Genomic DNA, 13,544 nt, shown 5'->3' with positions numbered 1-13,544 from the left:
TGTTTTGTAATGACCATCAGAAACATGATTACATCCTACCTTTGAGCATTCCCTTCCAATACATAACGGGAAGGAAGTTTTTCTTCAATACATACATGCTGTACCTCTCGCGTGCCTGATTGATCGGGAAGGTTTCTTGCGGCTGTAAATCATAATTGAATTCAGCCAGAATAAGCCGTCCATATCCAGTAACAAGCGGGCATGATGTATAACCGTCATATTGATGAACCAATGGTTTGGCCCCCATCTGATCAAGTAAATTTTTCACAAGAACGGGTGCTTGTTTACGAATCGCAGCCCCCGTTTTCGACGTAGGCAGGTTGGTGCAGTCCCCTATGCCAAAAACATTGTCAAAGCATTGATGCTTCAGCGTATATTTGTCTACATTCAGCCAACCATTACTTGCCGCAAGCGGGCTATTCTTAATAAAGTCAGGGGGGCTCATTGGTGGTACCACATGAATCATGTCATATTGGATATTTACACGTTCTTGTGTGTTCAGATTTTCGAATGTCGCCTGCTTTTTTTCACCATCGATTTCAATGAGATTGTGCATAAACCATGTCTCGATTTCTTTTCGTTCTATTATTTTGTTAAGTGCCTGTTCATATTTTTTCACATTGAATATGCTTGGGCTTCCTGAAGCAAAAATAACTGAAGAGTGTGGCCGCACTCCTGACTTTCTGAAATAATCATCCGCCAAATACATGATTTTTTGAGGGGCTCCACCACACTTCACCGGAGTATTTGGATTCGTAAAGATGGAAGTACCTCCTTTGAAGTTGCGAATCGTTTCCCACGTGCTATCAACATAGTCATAAGAGTAATTACTACATACCCCATTCTTTCCCATACTTTCTTTTAACCCCTTGATTTTATGCCAATCAATTTGAATCCCTGCAGCAACAACTAGATACTCATAGTGCAGTTTCTTTCCAGATGCTGTTACAACCGCATTTTCATTTGGTTGAAATTCTGTAACCGCCTCTTGCACCCACACGGCTCCACTCGGAATAACGGAGGCTTCTTCCCTTTGTGTCACCGTTTTATCCGCTTCGCCAGCTCCGGCAAGCGTCCATAATGGCTGATAATAATGTTTTGTTGCGGGTTCAACGATGGCAATATTTCCACTTAGGCTGCGTGATTCACGCAGGAGACGGGCTGCAACCGTAATTCCAGCACTCCCTCCACCTATAATCAAAATTTTGTAATGTGTCTCATTCTTCACCTTTGGCATTTTTATTTCCTCATCTCCATTTTAGTAAAGCAGCTCACAAATCTAAGGCTTCCGCATTAATAATCAGCATGTAAATGGCGACGAACATAACGACGCCGGAAAATATATAATGGAGTGTGCGCCGCTGCTTACTTAAGCGTCCCGCAAGCCTTGCCCCCACCAATCCACCGCCAACTCCGCCTCCAACAAACGCCAACATCACCCACCAGTTTATGAGGCCGGAAAAACTGTAATTCACCGCGGTTGTAAGTCCGAATGTACCGACTGATACCAAAGAAGTTCCAATTGCCGCAATCATTGGCATTCTTGCCGCAAAAATCAACCCAGGAACAATCAAAAATCCTCCGCCAATCCCGAAAAATCCGGATAACAATCCCACCAAGATCGCCGTGGTGATCAACTGTGGCATTTTGATTTGATTTTTAACATTGTCTGCTTGACTACTCTCCTCTTTTTTTGGCAAAACCATTTTTACAGCCATAACAATCATCAGAATGGCAAAAAGAAACAACAACTGTTTCCCAGGTACCAACTTTCCAATCATTGATCCTGTATATGCACTCAGGGCACCAGGGATGGCGAAAACAATTGCTGCCTTCCACTGCACATTACCGGCACGTGAGTGTGGAATAAGGTTTACGTAGGCATTTATCGCTACAGCTAATGCTGTCGTGCCAATGACCACATGAGGATCTTTCATACCGACAACGTAAAGCAAAAGAGGAACGGCAAGAATAGATCCACCTCCACCAAGTAAACCAAGTACGAATCCAACAATCGTTCCAGAAAAAATGGAAAGGAATACTTGAATTGTTGTCATTCTTTTCTGAGACTCTCACAGAGCAGCTGGTAATTCATCTCCTCCCTCCCTTCTCTATTTACTTATCATTTATAATGCAAGAACCATGCCAACTGATTTCTTCTGTAAAACTGCTTGATTTGCGCACCCCGATCTTTGAAAATTCTCAATTTTGAATCATTCATTTTAAAAAATCCTTTACCATCAAGCTCAGCTTCTTCCTAGGACTAGGAACCCGTTTTGCAACTGTGATAAACCTTTTTTAGATTTCGAATAACTGAAATACATGAACATGTTATTGTGTTACCTCTGATAGGGATAGCACCATTTACCGATCAAGTTAATTAACTAGAAATAAAAAAAGCTTGAGAAAAATTTTTGTCCTCAAGCCTTTTACATTATCAATATTAAAGCTAACTGGCCCTAAATTCCCCTATACAATAAAGTAAGCTAGAATGGAAAGACAGATAGATGTAATCCCCATCGCGATTAACGGTTTTAATGCTTTCGTACGAAGATCCCGAAGACTTACATTTAATCCAAGTCCAACCATTGCTGCTGTTAAATACCAGGTAGTAAGCTTGGAAATACCATTCATAAATTCACTTGATACTGGAATAGTTGTACCAAGAACATAACTTCCAATAATGCTCATGATAATGAACCCTATTAAAAACCATGGAAATTCAACCTTCGTTTCAGAACATTCGTCCCTAGAGCTTTTCCTTTTCATGATGTACATCAAAAGAAAGCACAGTGGAACAAGTAAAAACACTCGACCTAATTTTGCAAGTAAACCAATAGCCAGCGCATCTTGTCCCCCTGGTGCTGCAGCTAAGGCTACGTGCGCAATTTCATGTAAGCTAATTCCTGACCAAATGCCATAATCTATGTCTGACAACGCTAGAAAGGGCCGTAATATCGTATAAGAAATCGCAAAAATCGTCCCAACTAAAGCTATGATACCAACACCCATTGCGGTATCTTCATCTTTTGATTTAATAATTGGTGCTATCGCAGCTATGGCTGCCGCACCACACACCCCTGTACCTACTCCAAGTAGAAGTGATATATTTTTATCTGCTTTCAACATTCGAGCTAGCCATACTGTTACCAAGATAGCAAAGATAATAACCCCAGTATCTCGAACAAGTAATCCTAAACCATCCTGTAAAACCATACCTATATTAAGCTTAAGTCCATACAAAATAATCGCAAACCGTAATAATCTTTTTGAAGAAAATCCTATACCTGAACGGAGGAGTTCAGGGTAACCAAAAAATTGCCGATACATGACTGCGATCACAATCGCGGATGCTAGTTGACCAACATGATCAAATCCAGGCGTTTTTGCCAATAAGTAGCCCAGTAAGGCAATCATAAAGGTAAAGCCAATTCCACCGATCCATTGGCCCAAAGACGAGGTTTTTTTTAGGGGCTGGATAGGCTCTTTATTTACTCTAGTGTATTGCGCTTCCATACCATCACCACCTATATTTATTTACAATCTCAGACTAAACCTTTTCCATGCATAAGAAAAATAATTATTTATGATACTTATCATAAGTAAAACTATATAATAAAAAATAAACTGTAAAAGGGGGATAAAAATGGATCAACAGTTACAAGTCTTCGTAACGGTAGTTGAGATGGAAAACTTTTCACGTGCAGCAGAGGAATTACATATGACTCAACCTGCAGTAAGCCAATATATTCAATCTTTTGAGCGTACCATGGGGACAAAATTGTTAGAGCGCAGTAATAAATTTGTACGCTTAAATAAAGCTGGGGAAATTGTCTATCATCATGCAAAAGAGATATTAGGTCTCTATACAAAAATGCATTACTTAATAGATGATCTAACCAACAAGTCGAGTGGACCTCTTTCAATTGGTGCCAGTTATACATATGGGGAATACGTTTTGCCGCATGTTATTGCAAAAATGCACAGGAAATATCCATTAATCACTCCAACCATTACGATCGGGAATACAAAAGAGATAGCAAAATTAGTTTTGGAGCACCAATTAGATGTGGGAATTGTCGAAGGGGATTTCAAAGATAAAAATTTAGTAATCGAACCTTTTGCAGAAGATTCCATGTATCTGGTGGCATCGCCAAAACATAGCTTGGCACAAAAAAATGGTGAAATTAACATATCAGAATTAGAGGAAGAAACGTGGATTGTCAGGGAAAATGGTTCTGGAACTAGAGAAGTGACTGAGAAAATGTTCAGATTATGTGAAGTCATTCCGAAAAAAACATTGGAGTTTGGAAGTACACAACTAATTAAGGAATCTGTAGAAGCAGGTCTTGGTGTTAGTCTACTTTCTTACTGGGCGATTCGTAAGGAATGTTCAATGGGCTCTTTACATGTCATAAACGTAAAACAACTTCCAATTAAACGGAAATTTTCAATTGTCTTACGATCCCCATTCCAGACTAAAGCGTTAAAGGTATTTTTAGAACTCATAAGAGAAAGTAATAAGGCCATACCTGATTTATGAAGTGGTTGCAGGTTGGGTTCATTATCAGGTTAAGTACCCGATCTATTAAATAGACGGAAAGATTCCTCTTAATTAGTAAAAACTATTAAAAAACGCTTAAATAGTCGGAGAGATTCCGCCTATTGGCCTGAAAAGTTCGCAAATGGGAGATTCTGCTTTGCATAACCGGAAAACCTCCGCTTATTTACCCCGAAAACGAGCTCCATACTGCACTTAACCGGAAAATCTTCGCTTATTTTACTTTTTTGCTTGTTACTCGAGAGACAAGACATCTCATTTAATATGAAGTGAGTTGTTTTCATGCATTAAGGTGAGGTTTTATTTAAATAAGGTTTTGGTATTCCAAATAAAGAAACTCGCCAATTAATTAATATGGCGAGTTTTACTTTTTATATACCAATACAACTGTTATTTCAGCACGTATTTTAAGAAAAGCGCCTCAAAACGAACCCTTCCCCTTTGTTCCAACTATTACCCTTTTACAGATCCTGCAGCAATCCCCTCTACAATACGGTCACTTAAAATAAAGTACGCAATCAATACTGGGATAATACTGATCATTAGCGTTGCACCAATCGCACCCCAGTCAGTCAAATATTGCCCTACGAAGTTGTTTACCCCAACAGTGATGGTTTTCCATTTATCAGAGCTTAGGAATGTGTTAACAAATACGAATTCATTCCAGTTGTAAATCATGTTGATAATGACAGTAGTAGAGAGAACAGGTACTGTCATTGGAAGTGTAATTTGGAAGAAGATTCGGTGGATCGAACAGCCGTCCACAACCGCTGCCTCTTCTATCTCTCTTGGGATTGTCCTGTAAAATCCTGATAGAATCATAATCGTAATCGGCAAGTTAAAGGCTACATACGATAGGATCACGGACATTGGATTATCAATCATATTGGCCCTTTTAAAGAAATTAAATAATGGAATTAAGGTTGAATGAAGTGGAATCATATATCCGGCCATAAACAAACCTAGAACTAATCCACTTAATTTCCATTCCATTCTTGTGATCGCGAACGTTACAAAGCTCGCAAGAATCACCGTAAGTACAACCGCGGCCACCGTGTACAACACACTGTTAAAGAAATAAACATCGATGTGACCCGCTGTCCAAGCCTTTGCATAGTTGCCCCATTGCGGAGCATGTGGCAGCGCAAACGGTGACATTCCAAAAACTTCTTGATTGGTCTTTAAGGAAAACAGGAATAGCCATACCAGCGGATACACCTGAATAATCGCAATGACTGCCAGGGCAAAGTACAAGCTTCCGTATCCTATTTTGTTTCTGAATGATTTACTGGTTCTATAAGAAGCTGATAGGGTCGTTTTTTGTATTTCAACTGCAACCTTACTCATCCTTTTCACTCCCCTTTTTAATAGTCAACATCTTTTGTATTAAGTAATTTTTGAATTATCCATGTAACCACAAGACAGATGATTAATAATCCGAATCCAATTGCGCTTCCGTAACCGAAGTTATATTTACTAAATGCTTCTGTATACATGTAAGATGCCATTACCTCACTCGCTCCGTTAGGACCGCCTCCGGTTAAGACGAAAATCAAGTCAAAGTATTTTAACGAACCGACAATGGCTAGGATCACCATGACTTTTATGACACCTGCAATAAGAGGAACCTTAATTTTATAAGCAATTTGAATCGGAGTTGCCCCATCTATTTTTGCCGCTTCGATCAGTTCTTCGGGAACATTTTTTAATGCTGCATAGAAAATAATGATGTAAAAACCTGCAAATTGCCAAACGATTGGAAGGAATAGCGCAAATAATACTATTTTAGAATCCGCTAGCCAAAGCGGAGGATTTTCAACGCCAACCAACACTAGCAATCTGTTAAGCATACCGTTCGTTGGGTCAAAAATCTTCGCCCAAAGCTGTCCGATTGCTACTGAAGATAATAACATCGGGATTAAGTAGATTTTTCTTAAAAAGTTAGCACCTTTGATTTTACTTGCTAAAATCAAGGATAAAATTAAATAACCCACCAAGCTTAAAGTTGAAAAAAGACCGAGTAACAGGGAATGCCATGCACTTTGCCAAAACTTTGTGTCCTTTGTTAATTCAATGTAATTTTCTAAACCAATAAACTTCATCTTCCCGATGCCGTTCCAGTCCATCAAACCATAATATCCAGTCAAGACAATTGGGATATAGATTAATAAGAGAATAAGAATTAAGGCAGGAAGTACATACAGGCTGATTACCCATTTATTTGACATTACACTTCTCATCTGAATACTCCTTTCTTATTTGAAAGGCTGTGTTAAACTTATCTGTTGATTTCCGTTCCAGGCACAAGCGGTTCGCGGGCGTGCCGTGGAGCCTCCTCGGCGCTTTTAGCGCCTGCGGGGTCTCCCCTGCCCCGTACTCCCGCAGGAGTCTTCGTGCCTTCCACTCCAATCAACAGAGTGCAAAAATCAACATTAATCCTTTAACACAGCCATTTGAAAAGAAGTTAAAATGATAGGGGGCATAACCTGTATGCCCCCTTCATTTAGATTTATTAGGCCAATTTTTACTTTTTCTCTTTAGCAAGTTCATCCGCATGCTGTTTAACAAATTCCTTCGGTGTCACTTGTTTTCCGAATAGTGCTGTCATTAAGTCGTGGTGTAATTCTGCTACAGCCGGGCTTGATTGAGTATCAAAATATGTTGTTACGTTTGATGCTTCACTTAAATCTTTCAAGATATCAATGTACATTGGTGCAAGGTCCAGCTTAGATGTGTCTACTTTCGTTGCAGGAATAACACCAGCATCGGTAACTGATTTTTCTCCCCATCTCTTCACAAGATAGCCCACAAAATCTTTTGCTTCCTTTTGAACTTTAGAATCTTTAGCTACGAATAGACCAACTCCAGGGCCGCCTACATAGCTGTTGATGCTTGTCCCTTTTCCGCCTTCATAAGTTGGGAACTTGAAATAGCCAATCTTATCTTTAAATTCTTGCTTAACATCTGGGCTTGTTGTATAGTTCGGCAACTCCCATGTAGCTGTTAAGAACATCGCTGCTTGTTCGTTCATGAAATATCCTTTAGCATCGTCATTTGATAATGCGCTCGCTCCTTTAACAAAACTGCCCATATCAACTAGGTTTTGTACCTCTTCAGCTGCTTTTACGATAGCCGGATCATCCATTTTTGCTTTCCCTTTTATTACATCTGTTAGAATGGTAGATCCGCCAATCCGGTCAGCTAGATACATAAACCAGAAAGATGCTGGCCAGCCGTCTTTTGCACCAACCGTCGCAGGAATCACACCATTATCTGCTAAAGTTTTCACAACATGTTTATACTCGGAGAAAGTCTTTGGAACTTCGAGATTATATTTTTTGAAAATTTCTTTGTTGTAGAACACGTAGGAAATATTTAATTCTAGTGGAAGACCATATGTTTTTCCGTTCACTGCATATGATTCTTTAACACCTGGGATAAATGCATCTTTAAGATCTGCATCTCCGCTTACGATATCATCTAGCGGTGCTAACATATTACCTTCTACATAAGGCTTAATGAACCCATCTGACCAAGTCATCCCAATATCAGGAAGCTCATTAGATGAAGCTAACACCTTAAGCTTTTCTCTGTATTGATCAGGATTTAAAATTTCTGTTTCAATTTTTACATTATGATCTTTTTCATATTCACTAATGATGTCTTTTACTATGGAGAATTGAGCATTCGAGCTGCCTTCCGGCCATAAATGCATGAATTTAATAACTTTTTTGCCATCTGAACTGCTTTCCTTGGATGAACTTGAGGAAGAGCAACCCGCAAGCACTAGAGAGACAAGCATGATTACAGACATAAATATTGCAACCGTTTTCTTTTTTAACAATGTGATTCCCCCCTATGACCTTTTCTAGATATTCCTTACACTTATAGTCTACATTCAGACAGTTCTGAAAAATAGGTCACAACGATTAGGAAAAATACTACTATTTTTAGAAAGCCTTTTCATTATTATCCTTTCGGTATGCACTTGGTGTCATTCCCTCTAGTTCTTTAAAGATCTTAATAAAATATTTAGCCGTTTTATACCCGGATTCTTCTGCAATATCGTTAATGGGAAGATTAGTAGATACCAATAGTTCCTTTGCTCGCTGGATTCTTCGCCGGGTTACATATTCACTGAAGGTTAATTTGACATGTTCTTTAAATAGGACACTTAAATAACTCGGATTTAAATGAACATGATCGGCTACTTCCTTTTGGGATAGCTCATTTTTTAAATGGTTGTTGATATAATCTATCGCTTCCCTGACAGGTTCACGATTAGAAGGAATTTGGGCATTCGCATCAACGAGTTTCGTATCCACCACTTTCTCAATCAATCCTGCCCGTTCCTTTTTCTCCACCGTTTGAACCGCTTCCTCCACGGCCTCTATTAACGCTTTTTTACTAATGGGTTTTAGTAAATAGTTAATAACACCTAAACGAAGGGCTTCCTGGGCATATTCAAACTCAGAATATGCCGAAATCACAATGATGACAGGGGATATATTTTGTTCTTTGGCGATTTTTAATAATTGTAAACCCGTTATTTCGGGCATGTGGATATCTGTGATGAGAATATGCACTTTATGTTGCTTCATCAGTTCAATAGCTTCATCTCCATTCGAAGCTGTATTTATTTTATATTGTCCATTTGCCCAAGTATCCAATGTTTTCTTTAATCCTTGGCGGGTTCTTGGTTCATCATCTACGATCAAAATTGCCTTTGAATTCAACATGGTCTTCCTCCCCCTTTACCGGTATGACAAATGAAACCGTTGTTCCAATGTTTACTTCACTCATAATGGCAAGTCCACTTTTTAGACGATCAGGATAGTATAATTCTAAACGTTTGTGTACATTGGAAATCGCCATTCCGTTACCGTTTTTAGAGATGATCCCGCCTGATTGAATAGCCTGTTTAATAGAGTCTAATTTTTCTTGATTAATACCTGGGCCGTCATCCACTACAAGTATTTGCAAATAATCTTGATCCGCCGTTGGTTGTATGGTAACCGATATCGTACATGGTTTCATCGTATTTCCTGCTCCATGGAGAACTGCATTTTCAACTAACGGCTGAATCAACAGTTTTGGAATTTTCACGTGCCCTGTTTCAACAGGCATGTGTAAATTCCATTTTAAGTGATCTCCGAAACGCATCTTCATAATTTCCATATAGTCTTCAATATGTTGGATTTCGTCCTTTATAGAAACCCAATCTCCATCGTTTTGCTTGGTGATCGTATAACGGAATAAATTGGACATGGCAACGACAAACTCTGCCAGTTCTTCCTCATCTTTATCCTCTAGCGTCCACTTAAGGGCGTCCAATGTATTAAACAGAAAATGAGGATTAATTTGCGCTTGTAATGCTTTTAATTCACTCCGACTTCGGGTAATTTCCTTTTGATACACCATTTTAATCAGATGATTGGTTTCTTTCACCAGTTGGTTATAAGTACTATTTAATTCATTAATTTCGTTTACCGTGGTAACGCTTGGGTTCATCGTTAATGAACCTGCGCTTGCCTGCTGCATCGTTTTCGTTAATTTAATAATCGGCCTTGTAATAAAAGTGGATAAAAAGAGCGAACTAATCAAAAAGATAACGAAGCCAATAATCCCAGATATAACTATTCCCGAACGTAATACACTTATTCCTTTTGTAAGAGCCTTAACAGGGGTTAAGATGACCATTGTCCACCCGGTTTGATAAGACGTTTGTTTTGTCATCATATACTCCTGATTATTCAGTGAAAGAGTCGGAGCTTCATTGTTTAAAATTGGTTTAAGAGATTTTTGGTAGTTTGATAGAATCGGCTTTGAATTTTGATCTAATAATATCGAGTACTGGTTTTCAATATTGGTTTCGTCTTGGTCCACAAACTGTAGATAATTTCGATAAATACTAATGAGCAGATATCCGCCATTTGCGTAGTCATGCCCCATTAAATTCACGCGTCTTAAAGCGAGGATGTTATCTGAGTTACGCGGATCATCACCAATCCAAACCAGTCGTCCATTCTCGCTATCGGCCTGCTGGATCCACTTCCCGTCAATCCTAGTGACTAGATTCGTATCATCTAGTGGAATTAAACGGTCCATCGTATTGGTATAAAGTTCAAAGGAAAAAATCCCCTCTGTATTTGCTTGTATGGTATTCACAATTCCTTTTAATTGCTGGCGCTCGGTAAAAGAAATAGGGTTTCCTCCATATGCCTTGGTTAAGGTTCTTTGAGTCGTATCATTCGTCATGACCAGTTTTGAGGCCGTACTAATTTGTTTATATAAAGATTCTAATCTTCCATTTGCCTCGACTGCTGTCTGCTGAATTTGTTTTTCGGCATTATTTTTCAGCAAAGTTGACACTCTATTAAAAGTTAACAATCCAACAATTAATAAGACAATCAGCATAACGACTAAATATACGATGAGAATTTGATTTCGTAATGTGTTCCATTTTTGTAATCTTGAGAACATATAATCACCCTTCTAGGATGGTTTTGAGACTACTATACCGCAATTTGTCGAATTCTGTAATATTATTTTGATAAATCAAAAATCTGCTAATTTTTTTAAAAGTTAGTCATGTTCAATCCAGGTTCAATCGTCTATAATTATATAAAACTAAGCACCATAAAGAAGGGGAATTTTTATGAATAAGCTATCGATGAGTGGTCTATATACCCTGACCGAGTGGATCACTAAGTTTGCCTATGTTAATTTATTATGGATTGGCTGCTCTCTCCTTGGACTCGGGTTGTTTGGAATTAGCCCTGCAACCACTGCGATGTTTACGGTTATTCGGAAATGGATCATGGGTGAAAGTGATATCCCAGTGTTTCAAACCTTTTGGAGCACCTATAAAAAAGAGTTTCTTAGAAGTAATGGATTAGGATTGGCTCTCACTATATTAGCCAGTATTATTTATATTGATTTGAACTATATCAAAATCGGTACAAGCATTCAAATTCCTTTATACTTAATTATTTTCGCGATGGTCATGACAGTTTTGTATATATTCCCCGTTTACGTTCACTATGAAGTGAAATTTAGCCAGATGTTTAAAAACGCTTTCTTCATCATGATAGTGAATCCGGTTCCTAACATGATGATGATCATTGGATTTATCGCTGCAATCTTTGTCATGAGGTTTATACCCGCACTATGGTTTATCTTTGGCGGGAGCATTACGGCGGGAATCATCATGGCATCCTGTTATCTAGCCTTTCAAAAAATCGAAAAGAAAAAAGGGCAGGCCGCAGCTTAACACTCATACTATTAGAAACTGAAGTAGCAAGAGGAAGCACAAACTCTTAATGTGCTTCCTCTTTTTATGCCAATTTTAATAGTTCACTCACTGTTACAAGTTGATAGCCTTGTAATGTCAACTCGGTAACTAGCATTCGAACTGCTTCTATCGTTTCTGAACGGTCCCCATAGCCATCATGAAAAATGAAAATACTGCCATTTTTGATCCCTTCTCTTGATTTTTCCAGGATATGCATCACACCGGGTTGTTCCCAGTCCTGTGCCTCTAAATTTATTGCACCAATCATCGGATATCCCTTCTGCATGAGTAATGAAACTGTGTCCTGATTATAATCGAGGTAAGGAGGCCGGAAGACAACTGGCTTTCGTCCGGTCAGCTCCTTTATTAATACCTCATTTTGTTCGATTTCCTCTAAACATTCGGCAGTGCTTAACAGAGATAATTTCGGGTGGGTAAACGTATGATTTCCGATTTCATGTCCTAGGGCAGCCACTTGTTTTACCACCTCAGGATTTTTCTTCATTTGATCACCAATCATAAAGAAAGTAGCTTTCCCAGCTGCCTCCGAAAATATCTCTAATACTTGAGGTGTGTAGATGGGATTGGGCCCATCATCAAACGTAATCGCCACTGCCTTACGCGATGTAGGAACAGCGTGAATCATTATGAACAACCCCTCAATACGGACCTCTAATATGACCCTTTACTTTTTCCTGATAGAAACGTTCAATCTCTTGCATTTCATCTTCTGAATAAGGTTTTGTCTCAAGTGCTGAGAGATTGTCCTCGACCTGTTTCACATTTTTAAACCCAGGAATAATACAAGTAATTTCTTTTTGGTCTAAAATCCAGCGTAGTGCCGCACTTGCCATCGATTTCCTGCCTTCGCCAATCCACCTTAACTGATCAGCTAATTCTACTCCCTTTCGGAATCCAAGGCCTGCAAAGGTTTCTCCTACATTAAAAGCCTCCCCATTTTCATTAAAATGGCGGTGGTCATCAGCTTCAAAAACATGCTCGGCCGTAAACTTACCAGTAAGTAGACCGCTGGCAAGCGGTAATCTAACAAGAAGCCCTGCCCCTTTTTGATAAGCCTCCGGGATTAATTTCTCTAATGGCTTTTGGCGGAACATATTAAAGATTATTTGCAGGCTCTTAACATTTGGATATTCCAAACAAATTAACCCTTCTTCAACGGTTTCCACACTAACTCCATATTGACGGATTTTTCCTTCCTGCTTTAGCCGATCCAATACTTCAAAAACACTGCCATCTTTTAAAATCTCCGTTGCCGGGCAGTGAATTTGATACAAATCAATCGCCTCTCTATTCAAACGGCGAAGGCTATCTTCACAATAGGCACTAACTTTTTCATAGCTATAATTTTTTGGATCATGAATATCACCCTGACGGCAGAACTTTGTTGCGACATAAATCTGGTCTTCCCTGCCTTTTGTGGCTTTGGCCAGTAACTCTTCACTATGACCGTCCCCATATACATCGGCCGTATCAAAAAAATTAACCCCCTGATCAATGGCATATTCCAAAGATTTCAGTGCTTCTGTGTCATTTGTTTTCCCCCAAGCACCACCGATTGCCCATGTGCCAAAACTAACCTCACTAATCATGATTCCTGTATTACCTAGTTCACGATAATTCATTTTTTAATCACTCCTTTATAAAGAGAGCTGACCTAGGCCAGCTCTC

At 39.1% G+C, this 13,544-nt stretch carries 12 protein-coding genes; 2 read left to right on the top strand and 10 right to left on the bottom strand.

The annotated features are described in order from the left end of the window. Positions 1–28: 28 nt before the first annotated feature. From AC4QJR_RS03200 to AC4QJR_RS03190, 3 genes are all read right to left on the bottom strand, one after another. Positions 29–1,237 (bottom strand): NAD(P)/FAD-dependent oxidoreductase, encoded by a 1,209-nt coding sequence (locus AC4QJR_RS03200; protein WP_496525259.1) that lies wholly within the window; start codon positions 1,235–1,237, stop codon positions 29–31. A 34-nt stretch (positions 1,238–1,271) separates the two neighbouring features. Beyond that, positions 1,272–2,057: a sulfite exporter TauE/SafE family protein gene (locus AC4QJR_RS03195; RefSeq protein WP_496525258.1), complete on the bottom strand. Its 786-nt coding sequence runs from the start codon at positions 2,055–2,057 to the stop codon at positions 1,272–1,274. A gap of 412 nt (positions 2,058–2,469) precedes the next feature. Further along, on the bottom strand, positions 2,470–3,516 hold the full coding sequence (locus AC4QJR_RS03190; RefSeq protein WP_496525257.1) for a YeiH family protein: 1,047 nt from the start codon (positions 3,514–3,516) through the stop codon (positions 2,470–2,472). A 130-nt stretch (positions 3,517–3,646) separates the two neighbouring features. Between AC4QJR_RS03190 and AC4QJR_RS03185 the strand changes: the two genes are divergently transcribed. Further along, a complete protein-coding gene (locus tag AC4QJR_RS03185) occupies positions 3,647–4,543 on the top strand; it encodes a LysR family transcriptional regulator (RefSeq protein WP_496525256.1) in 897 nt (298 codons plus the stop codon). A 471-nt stretch (positions 4,544–5,014) separates the two neighbouring features. On the opposite strand, the gene AC4QJR_RS03180 is transcribed toward AC4QJR_RS03185, so the two are convergent. From AC4QJR_RS03180 to AC4QJR_RS03160, 5 genes are all read right to left on the bottom strand, one after another. Beyond that, positions 5,015–5,908, bottom strand: a complete 894-nt coding sequence (locus AC4QJR_RS03180; RefSeq protein ID WP_496525255.1) for a carbohydrate ABC transporter permease — start codon at positions 5,906–5,908, stop codon at positions 5,015–5,017. A gap of 17 nt (positions 5,909–5,925) precedes the next feature. Beyond that, positions 5,926–6,801 carry a carbohydrate ABC transporter permease gene (locus tag AC4QJR_RS03175; RefSeq protein ID WP_251461939.1) on the bottom strand — a complete coding sequence of 292 codons (876 nt, stop codon included), beginning with the start codon at positions 6,799–6,801 and terminating at the stop codon, positions 5,926–5,928. Between the two features lie 284 nt (positions 6,802–7,085). Next, positions 7,086–8,375, bottom strand: a complete 1,290-nt coding sequence (locus AC4QJR_RS03170; RefSeq protein WP_496526605.1) for an extracellular solute-binding protein — start codon at positions 8,373–8,375, stop codon at positions 7,086–7,088. Positions 8,376–8,511: 136 nt separating this feature from the next. Then, a complete protein-coding gene (locus tag AC4QJR_RS03165) occupies positions 8,512–9,300 on the bottom strand; it encodes a response regulator transcription factor (RefSeq protein ID WP_496525254.1) in 789 nt (262 codons plus the stop codon). Then, positions 9,266–11,044, bottom strand: coding sequence for a sensor histidine kinase (locus tag AC4QJR_RS03160; protein WP_496525253.1), 1,779 nt, complete (start codon positions 11,042–11,044; stop codon positions 9,266–9,268). Before AC4QJR_RS03160 ends, AC4QJR_RS03165 begins: the two co-directional genes overlap by 35 nt. A 175-nt stretch (positions 11,045–11,219) precedes the next feature. On the opposite strand from AC4QJR_RS03160, the gene AC4QJR_RS03155 reads away from it, so the two are divergent. Then, a complete protein-coding gene (locus AC4QJR_RS03155; RefSeq protein WP_496525252.1) occupies positions 11,220–11,834 on the top strand; it encodes a YesL family protein in 615 nt (204 codons plus the stop codon). 64 nt (positions 11,835–11,898) lie between these two features. On the opposite strand, the gene AC4QJR_RS03150 is transcribed toward AC4QJR_RS03155, so the two are convergent. Together AC4QJR_RS03150 and AC4QJR_RS03145 are read right to left on the bottom strand one after the other, a co-directional pair. Then, entirely contained in the window at positions 11,899–12,501 is a 603-nt protein-coding gene (locus tag AC4QJR_RS03150; RefSeq protein ID WP_098576047.1) for a polysaccharide deacetylase family protein, read from the bottom strand. A 13-nt stretch (positions 12,502–12,514) separates the two neighbouring features. Beyond that, the gene (locus AC4QJR_RS03145) at positions 12,515–13,498 is read right to left on the bottom strand and encodes an aldo/keto reductase (protein WP_496525251.1); all 984 of its coding nucleotides are present in this window, start codon (positions 13,496–13,498) and stop codon (positions 12,515–12,517) included. Positions 13,499–13,544 lie beyond the last annotated feature (46 nt).

Source organism: Neobacillus sp. BP17, assembly GCF_059579525.1.
This window is presented reverse-complemented; position numbering and strand designations above follow the sequence as displayed.